The organism is Mycobacterium sp. RTGN5, assembly GCF_033804465.1.
Classification (GTDB): Bacteria; Actinomycetota; Actinomycetes; order Mycobacteriales; family Mycobacteriaceae; genus Mycobacterium.
This window is the reverse complement of sequence record NZ_JAPZLA010000006.1, coordinates 240109-259410: the sequence shown is the minus strand read 5'-3', so window position 1 is coordinate 259410 and position 19302 is coordinate 240109. Positions and strand designations below refer to the sequence as shown.

General features: G+C 63.2%; 20 protein-coding genes and 1 pseudogene. 14 read left to right on the top strand and 7 right to left on the bottom strand.

Features of this window, described 5'->3' with window-relative positions; translation table 11 throughout:
* Positions 1-44 precede the first annotated feature (44 nt).
* Both SLQ31_RS25255 and SLQ31_RS25250 read right to left on the bottom strand, forming a co-directional pair.
* Complete coding sequence (locus tag SLQ31_RS25255; RefSeq protein WP_319436872.1) at positions 45-761, bottom strand: SDR family oxidoreductase; 717 nt, start codon at positions 759-761, stop codon at positions 45-47.
* Positions 762-783: 22 nt separating this feature from the next.
* Positions 784-1596, bottom strand: coding sequence for a FadR/GntR family transcriptional regulator (locus SLQ31_RS25250; protein ID WP_319436871.1), 813 nt, complete (start codon positions 1594-1596; stop codon positions 784-786).
* 279 nt (positions 1597-1875) lie between these two features.
* On the opposite strand from SLQ31_RS25250, the pseudogene SLQ31_RS25245 reads away from it, so the two are divergent.
* The 5 genes and pseudogenes from SLQ31_RS25245 to SLQ31_RS25225 form a co-directional block, all read left to right on the top strand.
* Positions 1876-2436 (top strand): annotated as a pseudogene (locus SLQ31_RS25245) (Rieske 2Fe-2S domain-containing protein); the annotation flags it as partial.
* Between the two features lie 23 nt (positions 2437-2459).
* Positions 2460-2843, top strand: a complete 384-nt coding sequence (locus SLQ31_RS25240; RefSeq protein WP_319436870.1) for a hypothetical protein — start codon at positions 2460-2462, stop codon at positions 2841-2843.
* Entirely contained in the window at positions 2840-4321 is a 1482-nt protein-coding gene (locus SLQ31_RS25235) for an aldehyde dehydrogenase (protein WP_319436869.1), read from the top strand. Before SLQ31_RS25240 ends, SLQ31_RS25235 begins: the two co-directional genes overlap by 4 nt.
* 71 nt (positions 4322-4392) lie before the next feature.
* Positions 4393-4824: a Zn-ribbon domain-containing OB-fold protein gene (locus SLQ31_RS25230; RefSeq protein ID WP_319436868.1), complete on the top strand. Its 432-nt coding sequence runs from the start codon at positions 4393-4395 to the stop codon at positions 4822-4824.
* Positions 4825-4829: 5 nt separating this feature from the next.
* Positions 4830-5975 carry a thiolase family protein gene (locus SLQ31_RS25225; RefSeq protein ID WP_319436956.1) on the top strand — a complete coding sequence of 382 codons (1146 nt, stop codon included), beginning with the start codon at positions 4830-4832 and terminating at the stop codon, positions 5973-5975.
* Between the two features lie 107 nt (positions 5976-6082).
* On the opposite strand, the gene SLQ31_RS25220 is transcribed toward SLQ31_RS25225, so the two are convergent.
* On the bottom strand, positions 6083-6676 hold the full coding sequence (locus SLQ31_RS25220) for a carboxymuconolactone decarboxylase family protein (RefSeq protein ID WP_319436867.1): 594 nt from the start codon (positions 6674-6676) through the stop codon (positions 6083-6085).
* Between the two features lie 66 nt (positions 6677-6742).
* Here SLQ31_RS25220 and SLQ31_RS25215 point away from each other — a divergent pair, with 66 nt between their 5' ends.
* Together SLQ31_RS25215 and SLQ31_RS25210 are read left to right on the top strand one after the other, a co-directional pair.
* Entirely contained in the window at positions 6743-7555 is an 813-nt protein-coding gene (locus SLQ31_RS25215; protein ID WP_319436866.1) for an SDR family oxidoreductase, read from the top strand.
* Positions 7556-7568: 13 nt separating this feature from the next.
* Positions 7569-9170: a GMC family oxidoreductase gene (locus tag SLQ31_RS25210; protein ID WP_319436865.1), complete on the top strand. Its 1602-nt coding sequence runs from the start codon at positions 7569-7571 to the stop codon at positions 9168-9170.
* A 5-nt stretch (positions 9171-9175) separates the two neighbouring features.
* Here the strand turns inward: SLQ31_RS25210 and SLQ31_RS25205 are convergent, their stop codons facing one another.
* Together SLQ31_RS25205 and SLQ31_RS25200 are read right to left on the bottom strand one after the other, a co-directional pair.
* On the bottom strand, positions 9176-9994 hold the full coding sequence (locus SLQ31_RS25205) for a mycofactocin-coupled SDR family oxidoreductase (protein ID WP_319436864.1): 819 nt from the start codon (positions 9992-9994) through the stop codon (positions 9176-9178).
* Between the two features lies 1 nt (position 9995).
* Positions 9996-11183, bottom strand: coding sequence for a cytochrome P450 (locus SLQ31_RS25200; RefSeq protein ID WP_319436863.1), 1188 nt, complete (start codon positions 11181-11183; stop codon positions 9996-9998).
* Between the two features lie 117 nt (positions 11184-11300).
* Between SLQ31_RS25200 and SLQ31_RS25195 the strand changes: the two genes are divergently transcribed.
* Both SLQ31_RS25195 and SLQ31_RS25190 read left to right on the top strand, forming a co-directional pair.
* Positions 11301-12071: an SDR family oxidoreductase gene (locus SLQ31_RS25195; protein ID WP_319436862.1), complete on the top strand. Its 771-nt coding sequence runs from the start codon at positions 11301-11303 to the stop codon at positions 12069-12071.
* 4 nt (positions 12072-12075) lie between these two features.
* Positions 12076-12819, top strand: a complete 744-nt coding sequence (locus SLQ31_RS25190; RefSeq protein ID WP_319436861.1) for an SDR family NAD(P)-dependent oxidoreductase — start codon at positions 12076-12078, stop codon at positions 12817-12819.
* Positions 12820-12854: 35 nt separating this feature from the next.
* On the opposite strand, the gene SLQ31_RS25185 is transcribed toward SLQ31_RS25190, so the two are convergent.
* The gene (locus SLQ31_RS25185) at positions 12855-12980 is read right to left on the bottom strand and encodes a hypothetical protein (protein ID WP_319436860.1); all 126 of its coding nucleotides are present in this window, start codon (positions 12978-12980) and stop codon (positions 12855-12857) included.
* A 22-nt stretch (positions 12981-13002) separates the two neighbouring features.
* On the opposite strand from SLQ31_RS25185, the gene SLQ31_RS25180 reads away from it, so the two are divergent.
* From SLQ31_RS25180 to SLQ31_RS25165, 4 genes are all read left to right on the top strand, one after another.
* On the top strand, positions 13003-14361 hold the full coding sequence (locus SLQ31_RS25180; RefSeq protein WP_413642962.1) for a cytochrome P450: 1359 nt from the start codon (positions 13003-13005) through the stop codon (positions 14359-14361).
* On the top strand, positions 14354-15217 hold the full coding sequence (locus SLQ31_RS25175; protein ID WP_319436859.1) for an SDR family NAD(P)-dependent oxidoreductase: 864 nt from the start codon (positions 14354-14356) through the stop codon (positions 15215-15217). The genes SLQ31_RS25180 and SLQ31_RS25175 overlap by 8 nt, the downstream gene beginning before the upstream one ends.
* Positions 15218-15248: 31 nt before the next feature.
* On the top strand, positions 15249-16427 hold the full coding sequence (locus tag SLQ31_RS25170; RefSeq protein ID WP_319436858.1) for an acyl-CoA dehydrogenase family protein: 1179 nt from the start codon (positions 15249-15251) through the stop codon (positions 16425-16427).
* 145 nt (positions 16428-16572) lie between these two features.
* A complete protein-coding gene (locus SLQ31_RS25165; RefSeq protein ID WP_319436857.1) occupies positions 16573-17946 on the top strand; it encodes an LLM class flavin-dependent oxidoreductase in 1374 nt (457 codons plus the stop codon).
* Between the two features lie 4 nt (positions 17947-17950).
* Here SLQ31_RS25165 and SLQ31_RS25160 read toward each other — a convergent pair whose 3' ends face one another.
* Positions 17951-18595 carry a TetR/AcrR family transcriptional regulator gene (locus tag SLQ31_RS25160; protein ID WP_319436856.1) on the bottom strand — a complete coding sequence of 215 codons (645 nt, stop codon included), beginning with the start codon at positions 18593-18595 and terminating at the stop codon, positions 17951-17953.
* A gap of 133 nt (positions 18596-18728) precedes the next feature.
* On the opposite strand from SLQ31_RS25160, the gene SLQ31_RS25155 reads away from it, so the two are divergent.
* Positions 18729-19295 carry a nuclear transport factor 2 family protein gene (locus SLQ31_RS25155; protein WP_319436855.1) on the top strand — a complete coding sequence of 189 codons (567 nt, stop codon included), beginning with the start codon at positions 18729-18731 and terminating at the stop codon, positions 19293-19295.
* Positions 19296-19302 lie beyond the last annotated feature (7 nt).

The following is a 19302-nucleotide window of genomic DNA, read 5'->3' as shown; positions in this document are numbered from 1 at the left end:
ACGTCAAACTCACCCGGCAGGATGTGGTGTGGGCGGGCGAGTGGTTAGTTACTGACCGCGCGGCGATGAGCCTCCGGCGGCACCACCGGGGGGCGCGCGGAGGGCCCGCGGGTGATGGCGTTGAGCCGGATCTCGGGCAGGTCGACCGAGGGTGCCACGGTGTCCAGCCACGCCACGGCGTCCGCGACATCGGTTGCGGTGATCGCGTACATCTCGAACGGAACATCTTCCAGCATCTCGGTTTCCACCGGGCCGGGCGTGACGATGTTGACCACGATGCCGTCGCGATCGACCTCGAGGGCCAGCGCACGGGCGAACGCGTTCATTCCGGCTTTCGATGCTGAATACGCGGTCCGCCCGGGCATCGGCTCGTGGGCGGCGGACGACGACAGAAAGATGAACCGGGAACCCGGTTGCATCAGCGGCAGGGCCGCCTGGGTCACGACGAAGCAGGAGTCGAGGTTGGCCGAGATGATGGTGCGCCACTGCTCGAACGTCTGCTTGCGCGCGTAGGTGCCACCCAGCACCCCGGCAGCGTGCACAACCAGATCGACCCGCTCGCAGTCACGCAGCGCCATCGCGAAGCTGAAGGGATCCGAGGCGTCTCCCACCGCCCACCGGGCGCCGATCTCGTCTGCGGCCGCCTGCAGCGGCCCCTCCCGGCGCGCGGTCAGCAGCACGTCGTACCCGCATTCGACCAGGCGGCGGCCGACTACCTTGCCGATACCGCCACTGCCACCGGTGACAATCGCATTGCGCACGCGCCAGCCTTCCTGTCGATTACTACGAACGCCAGCGCGCCAACGCCTGTGGCGGCGAGGCGGTGATGACCCGGGTACTGGCGTCATCGGACAACACGAACGTCTGTGCGTCGGCCAGGTGGCGGGTGGCGACCCGCCGGGCCCGCTCGGCATCGCCGGATTCGATGGCCTCCGTCAATGCGGTGTGGGCCTTGAGCGCTGCTTTGCGCTGCGCCGGCGACGGATATTCGCCAGAGGCCGAGGCCTTTTCGGCCCAACGCTGTTCATGGCTGCTCCACAACGCCTCAAGGCTACCGACCACCGCGGTGACGGTGGCGTTGCCGCAGCCGCGCACAACGGCGTCGTGGAACTGTCGGCCCAGATCGGTGAACAACGGTCCGTCGTCGATGTGCTCGGCCATCTCGGTGTTGATCCGGCGCAATTCGGGCACGATGGTTCGGGCCCGGTCGGCGCGCTGGGCAGCCAGCGCGGCGCACGAAGGCTCGAGGTCGCGCAACGCATCGCCCAGGTCGCGAAGCTGCACCTGATTGCTCTGGAGCACCAGCCCCAGCATGTAGGCCGCGCTGTTCTTGGTTGGCGCGTGCACCACCGCACCGCCCTGATTGCCGCGGCGCACTGAGACCAGGCCCTCGGTCTCCAGGATGCGCAGTGCTTCACGCAGTGAGACCAGGCTGACATTGAAGTGCTCGACCAGCACGGCTTGTGGTGGAAGCAGGTCCCCGTCGGCGAGCTCGCCATCCACGATCTGACGGCGCAACTCATCGGCCACCGTCTCCGCAATACGCGGTGACGTCAACCGGCGCCTTGTCTCACGCCCTGCAGAGACGTTCTTCATGCCTGACCACCAGCGGCGTTATGGGAGCTCGGTGGTCGCCGCGGGCCACGTCGCTTTGGATGGGGATCTGGCAATCTTACTAAATTAACAGCATTGGTCGCGGCGGGCGCACCGAGGCGAGCCAATCGCGCTGTGTCAGTGGCCAATCGGAAGTCGATGTCGACCACTGGCTTGCCGGTCAAAGCGATCCCCTTCCGCGTTACATCTTAGCCCTCAAGTGTCTTTCTTTACTATGATAGTATGATAGACATCTGGCCGGTGTTCTGAAAGGGTGGTGCGATGCCGGAGCCGCAGCGGTTCCCCTTTTCGAACTACCCCAAAGGGTGGTTCCAAGTGGCCTATGGCCGCGACGTCGCCGCCGGTGCGATCGTCTCGCTGCACTACTTCGGGCAGCAACTTATCTGCTACCGCGGCGAATCGGGCACTGTGCACGTCCTCAACGCATACTGTCCCCACCTCGGCGCCGATATCGCGGTCGGCGGCCAGGTCCGCGAGGACTGCGTGGTCTGTCCCTTCCACGGCTGGCGGTTCACAGGCGATGGGTCCAACGTCGAGATTCCATATGCGAAGGGCCCCAACCGAATCGCCAAGCTGACCGCGTGGCCGACGGTCGAGCGCGCCGGGATGATCTTCGTCTGGCACAGCGAAGACGGTGGCGAACCCGAATGGGAACTGCCCAAGATCCCCGAAGCTGACGACGCCGCGTTCGAGTTCTACGCTCCGGAGGACGCGCGCTGGATTTTTCGGTCACACCCCCAGGAAGTCTTCGAGAACACCGTCGACATCGCGCATTTCGCGACCGTGCACGGGTCTCGGCATTCGGCAATCTCGATGTCGAACACGAGGGTGCGAATTTCCGCGCGGTGGCGGAGGTCAACTTCGAGACGCCCCGAGGGCCAGTCAACGGAGCGGTGGATTCCGAGTTGTTCGGGATGGGCATTGATGTGGTGCGCCACCGGGGCCTCGGTCAGTCCTGCACGGTGCTCACCGTCACCCCAATCGATGGGGAACTCGTTGACGCCCGCTACACATTCTTCGTATCACTCGATCCACAGACGGGCGAAAAGACCCGCCTCGGAATGGGCTTCGCCCGCGACTTCTGTAAGCAGATCGAGCAGGATATTCCGATCTGGGAGGCCAAGATCTATCGAGACAAGCCGGCGCTGGCCCGTGGGGAGCGCGCCATCACCGAGTTCCGGAACTGGGCCGAGCGGTCGTACTCGAGCACCGAGGCGGTGAGCTCGTGAAAGTTCCTTCTTACGAACGGATCTTCATCGGTGGCTCATGGCAGGAGCCGTCAAGCGATGAGCGGATCGAGGTGATCTCGCCGTTCACCGAACAACCCATCGCGCATGTGCCCGCAAGTTCGAGCGCCGATGTCGACCGCGCCGTTCTGGCCGCGCGCGATGCCTTCGACAACGGTCCATGGCCACGGCTGGCGGTGGCTGAACGAATCGACGTCGTCGAACGCCTGGCGGCGATCTACGCCGAGCACGTCGATGAGATGGCCGACCTGATCACCGCGCAGATGGGCTCGCCGGCGAGCTTCAGCAGGCTGGGGCAGGCTGCCGGCGCGGCGACGATGATGCGCCTGGCGGCGCAGACTGCCCGCAGCTTCCCGTGGAACGAACGGCGCCAAGGCACGTTGGGTGAGGTCCATGTTCGCCGCGTCCCAGTCGGTGTCGTCGGCATCATCATCCCGTGGAATGTTCCGCAAAATCTGCTGATGCCCAAGCTGATTCCGGCGTTGATAGCGGGCTGCCCGGTGATCATCAAGCCGGCGCCGGAGACACCGCTGGACAGCCTCTGGGTCGCCGAGATGGTCGAACGACTGGGTCTGCCCAGTGGGGTGGTGTCCGTCATTCCCGGTGGGCGGGAGGCCGGCGACGAGCTGGTGCGCCATCCCGGCGTCGACAAGATCGCCTTCACCGGCAGCTCGGCGACCGGCCGGCACATCGCATCGGTGTGCGGTGAGGAACTCAAGCGGTACAGCCTTGAATTGGGCGGCAAATCGGCGGCGATCGTGCTCGACGACGCCCGAATCGACAAGACCGTGGCCGGCCTCAAGATGGCCAGCCTGATGAACAACGGCCAAGCGTGCGTGGCCCAGACGCGAATCCTGGTCAGCGAACGCCGACACGACGAACTCGTCGACGCGCTCGGCGACATGATGTCATCGCTGGTCATCGGCGACCCGGCCGATCCCGCCACCGACATCGGCCCACTCGTCTCGCAGCGGCAACAGCACCGGGTGCAGTCCTACATCCGCGCCGGCATAGACGACGGCGCAAAGTTGGTTGTCGGCGGCGATGATTCACCGCGTGAGCGCGGCTGGTTTGTCCGTCCGAGCCTGTTCGTCGACGCCACCAACGATATGACCATCGCGCGTGAAGAGATCTTCGGCCCGGTGCTGACGGTGATCAAATACCGTGACGAAGACGACGCCGTACGCATCGCGAACGACAGCGATTACGGACTGGCCGGATCGGTCTGGACCAAAGACGTTGCCCACGGGTTGGAACTGTCCGGGCGGATCCGGACCGGCACCTACGGCATCAACATGTACATGCTCGACATCGCCAGTCCCTTCGGGGGTTTCAAACAGTCTGGGATCGGTCGCGAGTTCGGTGAGGAAGGCCTGGCCGAATACACCGAACTGCAGACCGTCGTGAGCGCAGGCAAGCTGCCTGCCCTTGCACCGGGCAGCGCGCCCCCGCAGCAGTAGGCATGACCCTCTGTACCGCCGCGACACTCACGACACGGCCGGACTTCCGGCCCAGCCCAAAAGGACGCCAGATGGCAATAGCGCTCGCCCCGGAGATCTCGACGTGGCCTGATAAAGATCCGCAGCTCATCGGGAGCAGCTGTGGCGAGTGTCAGGCGGTGACCTTTCCGTCCCAGGCTCGCTGCCCACAATGCAGCGCCGGCAACATGTCTGACGTTCTACTGCCGCGCCGCGGCACGGTCGTGGCGTGGACGACCCAGGGATTTCCGCCCGGCCCGCCCTACGCCGGGCCGACCGGTGCCGACTTCACTCCCTTCGGCGTCGGTCTGGTGCAACTCGGCGATGTCGTGCGTGTCGAAGGCCGACTGACCGAAAGCGATCCTGCGAGGCTGGCCTTCGGGATGGCGGTCGAGCTGACGATGGTGCCGTTGGCGACGAACGAAAACGGCGACGAGATCATCACTTTTGCATTTCGACCGGTAGTAACGGAGGCACAACCATGACGGGCATTGACACCGCGGTCGCGATCATCGGGGTCGGTCTGCATCCCTTCGGCCGCTTCGACAAGTCCGCCATGCAGATGGGCGCCGAAGCCATTCAGCTTGCACTCGACGACGCAGGCGTGCAGTGGAAAGACATCCAGTTCGGCTTCGGTGGCAGCCACGAGATCTCCAACCCCGACGCGGTGACCCGCCTGGTCGGGCTGACCGGCATCACCTTCACCAACGTGTTCAACGCCTGCGCCACCTCGGCGAGCGCGATTCAACAGACCGCCGACACGATCCGGCTGGGTAAATACGACATCGGTATCGCCCTCGGCATGGACAAGCATCCCCGCGGGGCGTTCACCGACGAGCCGGCCACTCTCGGCCTGCCGCGCTGGTATGGCGAGAACGGGCAGTTCGTCACCACGAAATTCTTTGGCATGAAAGCGAACAGATACCTCCACGACCACAACATCTCGCAGGCCACGCTCGCCAAGGTGGCCGCCAAGAACCTCCGCAACGGGATGCTGAATCCGAATGCCTTCCGGCGTCAGACGCTCTCCGAAGAGGAGATCCTCAACTCACCGGTCCTCAACTACCCGCTGACCAAGTACATGTTCTGCGCGCCCGACGAGGGGGCGGCGGCCGTCATCATGTGTCGCGCGGACATCGCGCACAAGTTCACCGACACCCCGGTGTTCGTCCGTGCCAGCGAGATTCGCACCCGTCGGTACGGCGCCTACGAGGTACATGCCACGTCGGCGGCCGTCGACGAGGACCGCTCGCCGACGGTCTATGCGGCCAGGGCGGCGTACGAGGCCGCCGGTATCGGGCCGGAAGATGTGGACATCGCTCAATTACAGGACACCGACGCCGGGGCCGAGGTCATCCATATGGCCGAGACCGGTCTGTGCGCGGACGGCGAGCAGGAGAAATTACTTGCCGACGGCGCCACGGAGATCGGTGGCTCACTGCCGGTCAACACCGACGGTGGTCTGATCGCCAACGGTGAGCCGATCGGCGCTTCGGGGTTGCGCCAGGTTCATGAATTGGTCCGACAACTGCGCGGTCAGGCCGGTGAGCGCCAGGTCCCGAACAATCCGCGGGTGGGCATCGCCCAGGTCTACGGCGCGCCTGGCACAGCCTCGGCGACAATCCTGTCGCGGTAGTCGAGGCGGAGTGATCCGAAGGATGCCATCAGCGGGTTTGGCGATAAGGACGGCGCTGGAAACGGCCCAGCGAGACGCGGCTGGAAGCTTGCGTAGTTATCGTCTGTTCAGACCCTCGGAAGCGGAATCGACTGCAGATCAACGTTTTCCTCGAGTTGCAGATTCCAGCTGTTGAATGCCATCGCGAGACATGTGTAGGTGCCAACGACGAAGGGGATCTCAACTAGCTGCTTCTCATTGAAGTGCTGTGCAAGCCGTCGCCAGGTATCGTCCGATATTCGATAGGCGTCGAGCATCTCGTCGGTTGCGGTGACGAGGTCTTGTTCGCGTGCCGTCCAGGTTTTGGAGGACGTGCCATCGACGATCGCGCGGATGTCATCGTCGGTGATCTCGTATTCAGATGCGAGCCGTACGTGGTGCACCCATTCGTAGCGCGCGCCGGTCCGCCATGCGACACGTAGCAGCATCAATTCTCGGTTGCGGTGTCCAATCGCCGGCTTCCTCAGCAGTACGTTTCCGAAGATGGTGAACGGTCCTGCGAGCCCTGGGTGATGGAGCATGGTCGCCAGGACATTCGGGGCCTGGCCCGACACTCGCATCTGATCGATGACACCCGCGGGAAAAGCCTGCCGCAGTGCGTCCAGCGCTTCGCCGTCCCACTCGTCGACGTGCAAGGGTTTCAAGCGGGCCGGTTGCGTCATCCGCCGAATGTACGTCCCGAACTCGATGGTTGTACAGTCGTACAGCACAGGAGTACCGTGCTCGCCATGACGCTCACTCCCGAATCATTGGGTACCGCAGCCGGACGCGGCAGGTTGATTGGCCGGCGCATCGTTGTCGTCGGTGCGGGGACCCGAGCATCGGATGACGCTGACGCACCGATGGGGAACGGCCGTGCCATCGCTGTCCTGTGTGCGCGGGAGGGTGCCGACGTCGCCTGCGTCGACGTCGACGCAGAAGCCGCTCAGCGCACTGCAGGACTCTGCAAGCAAGAAGGCACGAAGGTAGTGTCCGTCGTCGCCGACGTTCGGGATGCTGCCGCGTGTGAACGCCTCGTCGGGGAAGCTGGTGAAGGACTCGGCGGACTCGACGGTGTCGTCGCCAATGTCGGGTTCGGTTCCGGGCAGGGACTTGCCGAGACGACGCCCGAACTCTGGGATGACCTGTTCGCTCTGAACGTCCGGTCCCATTTTCTGGTTGCCCGGGCGGCCATGCCTGTGCTGGCTGACGGCGGCTCGATGGTGTTCATCGGGTCGGCGGCCGGCTTGCGCGCGGGCACCCGTTTCCCCGCTTACGACGCGTCAAAGGCGGCGCTATTCGGTGTGTGCCGTCACGTGGCGCTGGAGGGTGCTCCGCGCGGGATCCGCGCCAACCATGTGATTCCCGGTCCCGTCGACACTCCTCTCGGACGATACGGAAGCGCAAACGTGAAGTCCCGCTCACAGATCCAATTCCCGTTAGGGCGGCAGGCAACGGCGTGGGACATCGCCTATGCGACCGTGTTCATGCTCAGTGGAGAGGCCAGCTACATCACCGGCGAATCCCTGGTGGTCGCTGGCGGCCTCGGTCAGATCCGCTGAACGGCAAGAACGTATGACGACTTACGACTACATCATTGCCGGTGCGGGCTCTGCAGGTTGTGTCCTGGCCAACCGGCTGTCAGCGGACGCCATGGTCAAGGTCCTCCTGCTGGAAGCTGGTGGGGGTGATAGCAATCCACTGTTCGTCGTGCCGAAGGGCTCGGGCAAGCTTTTCGAGAGCGAGAAGCACATGTGGCACTACGAGACCACACCCTTCGGTCGGAATCCCCACTCGGAGAGGTGGATGCGAGGCAAGGTCCTCGGGGGTTCGAGCTCCATCAACGGGATGATCTACAACCGCGGAGGCCGAGCCGACTGGGACAGTCTGGAACGCCTCGGCAACAAGGGCTGGGGCTGGGACGAGATGCTTCCCATCTTCCGCAAATTTGAGGACAACGAGTTCGGCGCTTCGCCTACCCGCGGCGCCGGTGGGCCCGTCCACGTCTCGGTGCCGCGAGATCCCGACCCGCTGTGCGAGGAGATGGTCGAAGCCGGTGCAGCGGTCGGCTTGTCCCGGGTGCAAGACCTCAACGAGTCGGACGGCGAACGAATAGGGTACGCGACCTCAACGATCAAGAACGGACGACGGGTCAGCGCCGCTACCGCGTTCCTGAAGCCCGTCGTGCGTCGGCCCAACCTGACCGTCCGCACCCACGCAGAAGTGCAGCGGGTGGTTTTCGAAAACGGCAGGGCTGTCGGCGTCGAGGTCTCGCATCGGGGCAGGATCGCCGTGTTGCGTGCCAACCGCGAGGTCATTCTCAGCATGGGAAGTTTGAACACGCCTAAGCTGTTGCAGCTCTCCGGGATTGGGCCCCGTGACGCCCTGACCGCGGCTGGCGTCGACGTGTACCTCGAACGGGACAATGTCGGCCGTAAACTCCGCGAACACCGTTGTGCCACCCTGAGGCTTCAGCTCAACGAAGACCTCGGGTACAACAGGCAACTGTCAAGCAGCCTGGCACAGGCGATGACCGGCATCCGGTACCTGGCAACTCGCAAAGGGCCACTTGCCGCACCTTCGTTCGACATCGTCGCCTTCGTGAAATCTCAACCGGATGCCGACCGTCCCGACGGGCAACTGATGATGGGCCCGTGGACCATTCCGCCGTACAACACTGGCGAACCGGTCGAAATCCACCGTCAGGCCGGTCTTTCCTGCCTCGGGATGGTGCTGCGCCCTACGTCGGAGGGATCACTGGAGATCACGTCCAACGACCCGGATGCGCCATTGCGGATCAACCCGAACTACTTGGACACCGATTACGACCGGGAAACGGCAGCCAACCTGCTGCGCACCATGCGGACGATCTTCGAGCAATCTCCTATCGCGCAACGCATCAGCCACGAAACGTATCCGGGCGCGCGTGTCCGCACTGATGACGAGCTCATCGCCGCCGCCTTCGACGGAGGCTACTGCGGCTACCACGCTGCCGGCAGCTGCGCGATGGGTCCCGGCGACGATGACATCGTCGACAACCAACTCAGGGTGCGAGGGGTGGACGGCCTGCGGGTCGTCGACTGTTCGGTGATGCCCGCCATGGTGGCCGGTAATCTCAACGGGCCGATAATGGCGATGACTTGGCGCGCAGCCGACTTCATCCTCAACGGCCGCTGAGGCCGTTACATCACCCCGAAGCCGGCGTCGACGGGCAACGTCATACCCGTGACGTAGCGCGCCGTCTCGCTGATGAGGTACAGCACTGCGTTGGTGACATCGACCGGCTCGACGAACGGAACGGGAAGCAGGTTGCCCGTCATCGAGCTGCCATTGAGATCGGCTTTGAAGACCCGTGCCATGTGCTCGTTGAAGATCATCGGGGTGGCGACGCCGGTGGGGTGGACCGAGTTGACGCGAATGTTGTGCTGGGCATAGGCGTTGGCGGCCGATCTCATCAGTCCGACGACACCGTGCTTGGACGCAGCGTAGGCGAAGGTGGCCGCGCTGCCATCGCCGCCCCGCCCGACCAGGCCCTGCATTGAGCTGATCAGCACCATGGAACCGCCGCCATTGCGGATCATCGATGGTGCGGTGCTGGCGATGGTGTGCCACACCCCGCGCAGGTTGGTGCCGACGATATCGTCGAATACCGCTGCGTCGAGCGGATCTTTCAAGCCGATGCCCACGACACCGGCATTGGCAATCAGGACGTCGACATCACCGAAATCTGCTATGCCTGAATCGATTCCCGCCTGTAACGCGGGTGAATCCCGGACATCGGCGGTGACTGTCTTGATCCGGCCCCCGGCGGCGCGCACCAACGTCGCCGTCTCTTCGAAGTCTTCTGGCGTCGCCAGCGGGTACGGAATGGACGCGATGCCCGCGCAGCGGTCGATGGCGATGATGTCCATACCCAGGGAAGCCAACGCGACTGCATGGCTGCGCCCCTGGCCGCGGGCGGCGCCGGTGATGACGGCGACCTTGTTGGTGGGCGAGCTCATGTCAGGCGATGACCGCAGGCATGCTGTCCCAGCCGCGCACGGTTGAGGTCCGCGACCGACGCGCGTCTGCCATGTTGATCTCCCATTCGGGCCATCGTTTGAGGACCTCTTCGAGTGCCACGCGACCCTCCAGTCGAGCCAGGGGAGAGCCCACGCAGAAGTGCGCTCCGCGCCCGAATGTCAAATGACCACCAGGCTTTCGGTGGATGTTGAACCTATCCGGTTCTTCGAAGTGCCGTTCGTCGCGATTGGCGGAGGCGAGCATGAGTAGCAGGGGCTTGCCCGATGGAATGACCTGACCCTGGAAGGTCACGTCGTCGGTGGTGACATAGCGCGCCACGTGCGGACCGGGCGGTTCGTAGCGCAGCAGTTCCTCGATCGCCGTCGGAATCAGCGTGTGGTCCTCGGCTAATTCCTTGCGCTGGTCTGGATGTTCGGCCAGCACCTTGCCCATCCAGCCGAACAGTCGACCCGTGGTCTCGACGCCCGCCCCGGCGACGACGGCGAGGAACACGATCAGCTCCTGCTTGGTGAGCTTGCGCGCGATCCCGTTTTCGTCGTCGAATTCGACGTTGAGGAGTTCGGTGATCAAGTCGTCGGAAGGGTGCTTCTCTCGCCATTCGACGTATTCTCCGAACATTTCGCCGGTGAAGTAACGGTCCTTCTTGATCGCCATCGGCTTGCCGGGTTCATTGCGCAACACTTGGTTGGCGTGGGCACGTACCGCGGGCTGTTCGGCGTCCGGAATTCCGGCAAGCATGCCGATCGTGCGCATGGGGAGTTCAGCGCCGAGGTCTTCCACGAAGTCGAAGTGATTGCCGCCGACGAGCGGATCAAGGCATGCCACGCAGAAGGCGCGGATCTTGTCCTCGATCGCCCGCATCTTCTTGGGTGTGAATGCTCGGGACACGATCGCACGGTGAATCGTGTGCAGCGGGGGATCCTCGTTGATGAAGATGCCGGGCGGCATCACAGGATCGGTCATCACGACCTCGAGGATGTCGCCCTTGGCTGAGCTGAGCCGAGCGGTGTCCTTGAGCGCCGCATCTACGTCGGCGTGCCGGCTGACCCCCCAGAAGTCATGCCGCTCGTTGTAATAGACCGGGCATTCGTCGCGCAGACGTCGATAGGTGGGGTAGGGGTCCAGGTCGATGTCGAAGTCCCACGGGTCGTAATACAAGTCGCTCAACATCTGCTCCTCCGCAGCGGTTCTTCCCATGCACGTGGCACGTGGCACGTGTGCTGTACGACTGTATGTCATTGCTATACGATCGTACAACGCAACTGCGCGACGTGAGGGAGCCCAATGAGCAGTCGGTTTTCACTCGATGGCCGCGTCGCCGTCATCACTGGTGGAGGTACGGGGATCGGGCGTGGTGCTGCGCTGGTCTTGGCCGAGCACGGCGCCGACGTCGTGTTGGCCGGTCGTCGACCCGATCCGCTTGAGTCGACCGCCAAGGAAGTGACGGCGATGGGCCGGCGCGCGTTGGCGGTGTCCACGGATGTGACGACAGCAGACGCGTGTAGAGGCCTTGTCGAGACGACCCTGGCGGAGTTCGGGCGGCTCGATATCCTCATCAACTGCGCTGGGGGCGCCGAAACCAAATCAATCCTTAAATGGCCGGACGACGATTTCGAGAACGTGTTGGCGCTCAACTTCAAGGCTGTCTGGCACCTGTCGAAAGCGGCGGCCAAGCCGATGATGGCCGAAGGCAAAGGCGTGATCGTCAACATCTCCTCGGGTGCAAGTCTTCTCGCTATGCCGCAAGCGGCGCCTTACGCCGCAGCCAAGGCCGCGGTGAATAACCTGACGGGGTCGATGGCGGCCGCGTGGGCCAAGAAGGGAATCCGCGTCAACGCCATCGCCGTGGGCGCTGTGCGTGCCGCGACGCTGACCGACGACGCCGCGAGGTATGGGCTCGACCCGGAAGCCATCGCCATGACCAATGGGCTGGGCCGCCTTGGTGAGCCTGACGAAATCGGTTATGGCGTTCTGTTTTTCGCGTCGGACGCATCAAGCTTCTGCTCAGGGCAGACGTTGTACATGCATGGGGCGCCCGGACCGGCGGGTGTGTGACCACATGAGCCGAACAGCAGTAGTGACCGGCGGCGGATCCGGATTGGGCCAAGCGATCAGCGCGCATCTTGCCGCCGACGGCCATCGCGTGGCGGTGATGGACGTGAACACCGAAGCTGCGGAGAAGGTCGTTGCGGCCATCCAGGCGGCGGGCGGCAACGCCCTTGCGATCGGTGTCGACATCTCGGACGAGGACGCTGTCGAGGCTGCGTTCGCGACCGTACGTGGCGCGCTCGGACCGATCGAGATACTCGTGACGAGCGCGGCGATCGCCGGCTTCACGCGGTTCGACAAGATCACTCTCGACGAATGGAACCGTTACTTGGCGGTGAACCTCACCGGAACGTTCCTTTGCATCCGAGCTGCGTTGTCGGACATGGTGACTGGCAAGTGGGGTCGCATCGTGACCATCTCATCGGCCGCCGGACAACAAGGCGCTCCGGCACAGGGGCATTACTCGGCGACGAAGGGTGGCGTCATCGCCATGACCAAGACGGTGGCGCTGGACTACGCGCGCAAAGGGATCACCGCCAATACCGTGCCGCCATTCGTCATCGATTCACCCATGCTCAGGCAGCAACAGAAGGAGGGCAAGCTGCCTGCCACCGAGGTTCTCACCCAAGCAATTCCGGCTGGCCGACTCGGCGTAGGCGAAGAAGTGGCAGCGGTGTGCTCCTTCCTGTGCTCAGAAGGTGCGGGCTACGTCAACGGGCAGGTGATCGGCGTCAACGGTGGAGCCGTCGTTTGATCCTGCTCGGGTAAAGCGGTTTTTTGCAATGACTTTCAGGAGAGAATGTGCACATTGAGAAGGATGCACCACCAGATTCGCCCGGCCTGGCCGAAGCTGTCGGTTTCGAGCGAGCCGTCGCCGTGATGATCGATCGTGTGGAAGCTGGGCGCGCGGCCCACGGCCGCCCCCTGGAGCGATGACGTGAGTGCATTGCCAGAAGATCCCGCGGGAGGAGCGCGCTATCACTTTGACCGTCACGCTGCCGACTACCGAGATGAATTCCTCGATATCACCCACGAGATGCATCAACGGTGCCCGATCGCCTGGACGGATGCTTACGACGGACATTGGGTCGCCGCGGGAAGCCAGGAAGTATTCGAGCTGGCCCGGTGTCCCCATGTGTCGAATGATCACGACGTCCACAACGAGCGTCGGGGCTACAAGGGCATTTCCATTCCACTGATGGTCGAGGCGGAGGGCTTCCGTGGCGGCATGCTGGAGATGGACGATCCCGAGCACCGGTATTACCGGACTGCGCTGAACCCCTACCTATCGCCGGCGGCGGTCAAGCGCTGGGAGCCGTTCATCGACGAGATCGTCCGGGCTTGTCTCGATGACCACATAGAATCGGGGGAGATCGACTTCGTCGATGACCTCGCCAATGTGGTGCCGGCTGTGCTGACTCTGGCCATGCTCGGTGTCCGATTAGAGAAGTGGACTCTCTACAACGAGCCCGCGCACGCTTCGGTCTATACCCCGCCCGACTCACCGGACGCCGCACGCGTTCGGGAGCTCTACATGGCGATGGGTGTCGACCTGTTCACCAACCTTGCCGAAATTCGCGAGAACCCCCGTCCCGGCATCATCGACGCCTTGGCCAGGCTGCGTATCGACGGCGAGGCGCCACCCGACATCGAACTACTCGGCATGCTGAACCTGCTGATCGGCGGGGGATTCGACACCACCACGGCATTGACCGCGCACGCGCTGGAGTGGTTGTCCAACCATCCCGATGAGCGCACCAGATTGAGCCACGAAAGAGCGGCCCTCCTCAACCCCGCCACCGAAGAGTTCCTGCGCTACTTCACCCCAGCGCCCGGCGATGCGCGCACGATTTCAGCGGACACGGACCTCAATGGCACAACACTGCGCGAGGGGCAGCGGCTCTGGCTGTCCTGGGCGATGGCGAACCGCGACCCCGCGGTGTTCGGTCAACCCGATGAGGTGATCCTTGATCGGAAAGGCAATCGCCACTTCAGTTTCGGACTCGGAGTGCACCGATGCATCGGGTCCAACGTGGCGCGCACAGTGTTCAAGGCCATGCTCACCGCGGTCTTCGACCGGATACCGGACTACCGGTGCACAGCCGACGGGACCGTGCACTACGACAGCATCGGCGTGATCCAGGGGATGCGCCACCTACCCGCGACCTTCACACCTGGCGAGCGGATCGGACCCGGTGTCGCCGAAACTGTCCACCGTCTTCAACTCATCTGCGAAGAACAGGGGTTGGCTCGCCCCATCACCGAACTGAGAGAAACGGCGAAAATCGATGTCTGACAGCAGCCTCGTCGCGGTGGTCACCGGCGCAAGTCGCGGTGCCGGTGCGGGAATCGCCCACGCCTTGGGCAGCCACGGCTGCACCGTCTACGTCACCGGCCGCACCCGGGACGCAGGAGCATCAGGTCGCAAGGGCACCATCGACGAGACCGCCGCTCGAGTGACCGACGCCGGCGGCACCGGCATTCCCGTCGCCGTCGACCACGGCGACGATGCCCAAGTCGAGGCGCTCTTTGACCAGGTGCGCCGCGACCACGGCCGAGTCGACATTCTGGTCAACAACGCCGCCGTCATTCGCGATGAAATGATGGGGCGCACCAAGTTCTGGGAAGAACCCATCAACGTGATCGACACCCTCGGCGTAGGTTTGCGCAGCAGCTACGTCGCCACGGTGTACGCGGCACCGCTGATGGTCCCCCAGGGTAAGGGGTTGGTCGCGTTTTCGTCCTCTTCGGGTGCGGTGCACTACGCCTTCGGACCCGCTTACGGCGTACCGAAAGCAGGCACCGACAAGATGGCCGCCGACATGGCCGTCGACTTCCGCGAGTTCGGCATCGCCACGGTGTCGATCTGGATGGGGTCGCTGCTCACCGACCGGGTCCGCAAGATTATCGCCAGCAATCCGGAGAAGTTCGGTCACATCCTCGACAGCGCGGAAACACCCGAGCTGACCGGCCATGTCGTCTGGGCGCTGTACAACGATCCGGATTTGATGGGGGTGAGCGGCCGAACGCTGATCGGTGCGGAGTTGGCCGCCCTGTACGGCATCGGCGACGAGGACGGCCGTCAGCCGCCGTCCTACCGGGACATGTTCGATGTACATCCGCACAGCCAGTACCCACACATGATGCGCTAGGGCGGTCGGTGGCGACTATCTAGGAGGAGCGGTGCAGCTGGACTTCGATGCGGATGTCGAGGCGTTTCGAGCCGAGTTCGTGGAATTTCTGACCGAACACCTGCCCGGTGAACGCGAAGCGGCTGCCCAACGTCCGCATTCCAGTGCTGACGTTCCCCCGTGGGCCCGTCAGTGGCAGCGCGTGCTGTTTGACAACGGATGGCTGCACCCGGGGTATCCGCCCGGCTTCGGCGGCCGCAACGCGACAATCGTGGAGCAATACGTCTACTTCCAAGAGCTGTCCCGTCGGCGCATCTATCAGACATTCAACCCGCAGGGTGTCGGGATTATCGCCGCTTCACTGATCCAACACGGCACCCGAGAACAACACCAGCGCTGGGCGATACCCATTCTGCGCGCTGAGATCGTTGCCGCGCTGGGCATGAGCGAGCCAGGTGCTGGATCGGATCTCGCGTCGCTGAGTACGCGAGCGGTTCGCGACGGCGACGATTTCGTGGTGAATGGGCAAAAGGTGTGGACCTCGGGTGCCCATGACGCCGATGTGTTGTTCACGTTGGTGCGCACCGACGCTTCGGCGCCCAAGCACAAAGGGATCAGCGTCCTTCTGATTCCCACGGACACCCCGGGTGTGACGCGACGCCCGTTCGCCTCCGCATGCGGACTTGACGACGTCGACTTCAACGAGGTGTTCATCACCGATGCGCGCGTGCCGGTCGCGAATCTGGTGGGCAACCTGAATGAGGGTTGGGCGGTTGCTAATTCGTCTCTCGGGCATGAACGCACCTTGTTGTGGCTCAGCTACGCCGATCGATTGCAGGAGTTCCTCATCGACTGGAGTCCCCGCAGTGCGCTCGATCGGGATGCGTACGCCACCTTGGTTATGGACACGTGGGCGCTACGCATGATGGGGTCCGCCGAAATGAGTCGCGCCGCACGTGGTGCTTCCGATCCATCGGCCATGTCAGTTCTGAAGCTGCTTGGTTCCGAGGCAATTCAAGCGGCAGCAGATGCTGCGCTGGCAACCGCCGGCAGCGATGGGCTGTGCGACCCGGGTCAGACCAGCTCATTCTCGCCGTACCACCTGGAGGCGTACACGAGTAGTTGGTTTACCCGTTACCTCCGTAGCTTCGGGGCGACCATCGCCGGAGGTACTTCTGAGATTCAGCGCAACATCATCGCTCAGCGATTACTTGGATTGCCGCGCGGCTGATAGTCGTCTCGGATGGACGAATTCGTGAACTGCGCTCCGGCAGAGAAAAACTGAACTCTGCCGTCCACGAATGCCGATACTGTACGATCGTACAGCGAGTGTTTGGTACGGCTTGGCTGGCTACAGGCTCCGAGACAAGGTTGCGATGTCGAAACGCATGATCTTCACGCTGCTCGTGATGGATTCCATCGGACATAACTTTCACGGCATTTGGCGTCATCCCGACGCGCGCAACCGCGAATTCAAGAACTTTGGCCTGTGGGTGGACCTGGCGATAAAGGCTGAGCATGCCAAGATCGACGCCTTCTTTTTCACCGACGTGATCGGCGTGCACGGCGAATACAACGGATCGCGCGACGTGATCTTCGAGATGGCGATGAACGTCCCGATCGCTGACTGCACCATGGTCATCCCAGCCATGGCGCACCAAACGACCGACATCGGGTTCCTCTACACCAGCTCGGTGATTCAACATCACCCGTTTGTCTTCGCCCGCGCCGCTTCCACGCTCGATCACTTGAGCAACGGCCGCATCGGGTGGAACATCGTCACCTCGGCGAACGAGCGCGCCTTCCGCAACCTCGGGCTGCCCGGCAATCTCTCTCACGAAGAACGTTATGCCTGGGCCGATGAGTACGTCGACGTCGCCTACAAGCTCTGGGAAGGGTCTTGGGACGTCGATGCCATCGTCAACGACGCGGCAGCAGATCGCTACGCCGATCCGGCGAAGGTGCATGACATCAACCACCAGGGCAAGCGGTACAGCGTCGAGGGCTTCAACCTGATGGAACCGTCCCCTCAACGAACACCCGTCCTGGCCCAAGCCGGAGGTTCCCCCGCAGGCCTCGAATTCGCCAGCTGCCATGCCGAACTCATGTTCCTGTCGGCCATGTCGTTGGAAACCATTGCCCAACAGATCGATACAGTTCAAGGATTGGCCCGGCAACGGGGCAGGAGCGACGGCGACATCCTGTTCCTGCAAGGCATGATGTTCGTCACCGGATCGACCGATGAAGAGGCCTACCGTAAATGGGGCGAACTGGAGGAGTTTCGCAGTCAAGAGGCGCAGACGGCGTACTTCTCCAGTCTGAGTGGCATGGATCTGGGGCGCTACGATCCGGCGACACCACTTGAGGACATCATCGACGAGATCCCCGGAATCCGTGGTGCCTTCCTGTCGATGATCAATGCCTGGCCGGCCGGAGCGAAACCGACCGTCAAGGACTTCCTGACGTCACTGTCCCTTCCGCAGATGGTCGTTGGTTCACCCGAAACCATCGCGGACCGGTTGCTCGAGTACCAGGCGGCCGGGGTCGACGGGGTGCAGATCATGAATGCGTTGATGCCGCAAAGCTATGAGGAGTTTTTCGAACACGTCGTGCCCGTTCTGCAGGCGAGGGGATTGATGCAAACCGAATACCTGCCCGGCACACTCCGGGAGAAGCTATTTGGCGGCGGCCCCAACATAAGTGAGCGCCATCCTGCGTACGGATACCGCGGGATGTACGCAGGGCAATGAGCGCTTAGCGACCCGTCGTGGGTTTGCGGCCGGGGGATTTGCGCTTCCGGTTCGAGGCTGCCGGTGGCTCAACCGAATCGATGTATCGCTCAAAAGCTTCGGTCACTTCGGCATGTGCCGACTTCACACCAATGCCCTCTTCGAGGTTGAGGAACTTCGGTAGTCCCGACATCAAGAGCTGCAGAGCTGGCAGGGACAAGTCGCCGATCGGTTTCGCGTTCTTGCCGAACTTCGCGACGAGTGCGTCCAGTTGAAGTTTGCGAACGTTCTCGGTCACCGCGGCGATCTCGGCGCGGATCGATTTTCGGTGATTGCCCAGGGCCATGAACTCGGTGATCATCGCGCCGGTCGCCTCGTCCCAGCTGTACTCCCACACCGCCCGGAGAGGATCTTCGGTCCGGCGCTCCATAAGGTCAGTGAGGTGCGCAAGGCCGCGCTCGGAGTATCGGCGGATGGCGGCGATGAAAATGTCGTCCAGGGTGGGGAAGTAGTACTGAACCAAGCTGGGTGTCACGCCCGCCTTCGCTGCTAGCACCCGATACGTGACGCTCGCATACCCTTCCTGCAGCATGAGGTTCTCGACGCAATCGAGCAGCACATCTCGAGTCTTGGACGTTTCGGCGCCAACGCGCCGCGACGATGTCGCCATGTCTCCTCGCTCCGTCGGTTAGTCGTATTCTGACACTCGACCCATGCTGTACGATCGTACAGTGTCGCTGGGCGTCGACTTTGCGACTCTCAACGCGACAACATGCGCTGACATCCCACACACGAGGAGTGGCATGACTGACACCAATGCCGAAACCGAAACCCTCCGACGAGACGTGCGTTATCTCATGGACCGCACTGAGATCCTCGACTGCATCTCGCGACACGCGCGCGGCTGCGACCGGCACGACATCGACTTGATCACCTCGGCCTACCATGCTGACGGCGTAGACGAACACGGTCACGCGGTCAATGCCGGCCCGCAGTACGCGGAGTGGGCCAACGCGACGCATGCCGAAACGTCGCGCGTGCACACTCACAACATCACCACCCACTCGTGCGAAATCGATGGCGACACCGCGCACGCTGAGAGCTATGCCATCGTCGTTTTGATCGGTACCGATGGAAAAACGGCCCAATTCATCACCGGCCGCTACATCGATCGCTTGGAGCGACGGGAAGGACAGTGGCGCATCGATGTTCGACGTTCCACCGTCGAAGGCATGTTTATCGCCGACGCCCGGGTTCTGCAATCGTCGTTCTTCATCGAGAAGGGCTACCTCGTTGGTACGCGGGATCGTTCAGACCTGTCCTACGCCCGCCCGCTGTCGATTGATACGCCGGCGCCGGCTCGCTGGTAAGCGTGCA

What these genes read in the sequence shown, in the direction of transcription:
- SLQ31_RS25250 (WP_319436871.1), bottom strand. Translation starts at nt 1,596, where the DNA reads ATGAAGAACGTCTCTGCAGGGCGTGAGACAAGGCGCCGGTTGACGTCA.
- SLQ31_RS25230 (WP_319436868.1), top strand. Translation starts at nt 4,393, where the DNA reads ATGGCAATAGCGCTCGCCCCGGAGATCTCGACGTGGCCTGATAAAGAT.
- SLQ31_RS25220 (WP_319436867.1), bottom strand. Translation starts at nt 6,676, where the DNA reads ATGACGCAACCGGCCCGCTTGAAACCCTTGCACGTCGACGAGTGGGAC.
- SLQ31_RS25215 (WP_319436866.1), top strand. Translation starts at nt 6,743, where the DNA reads ATGACGCTCACTCCCGAATCATTGGGTACCGCAGCCGGACGCGGCAGG.
- SLQ31_RS25210 (WP_319436865.1), top strand. Translation starts at nt 7,569, where the DNA reads ATGACGACTTACGACTACATCATTGCCGGTGCGGGCTCTGCAGGTTGT.
- SLQ31_RS25205 (WP_319436864.1), bottom strand. Translation starts at nt 9,994, where the DNA reads ATGAGCTCGCCCACCAACAAGGTCGCCGTCATCACCGGCGCCGCCCGC.
- SLQ31_RS25195 (WP_319436862.1), top strand. Translation starts at nt 11,301, where the DNA reads ATGAGCAGTCGGTTTTCACTCGATGGCCGCGTCGCCGTCATCACTGGT.
- SLQ31_RS25190 (WP_319436861.1), top strand. Translation starts at nt 12,076, where the DNA reads ATGAGCCGAACAGCAGTAGTGACCGGCGGCGGATCCGGATTGGGCCAA.
- SLQ31_RS25175 (WP_319436859.1), top strand. Translation starts at nt 14,354, where the DNA reads ATGTCTGACAGCAGCCTCGTCGCGGTGGTCACCGGCGCAAGTCGCGGT.
- SLQ31_RS25165 (WP_319436857.1), top strand. Translation starts at nt 16,573, where the DNA reads ATGTCGAAACGCATGATCTTCACGCTGCTCGTGATGGATTCCATCGGA.
- SLQ31_RS25160 (WP_319436856.1), bottom strand. Translation starts at nt 18,595, where the DNA reads ATGGCGACATCGTCGCGGCGCGTTGGCGCCGAAACGTCCAAGACTCGA.
- SLQ31_RS25155 (WP_319436855.1), top strand. Translation starts at nt 18,729, where the DNA reads ATGACTGACACCAATGCCGAAACCGAAACCCTCCGACGAGACGTGCGT.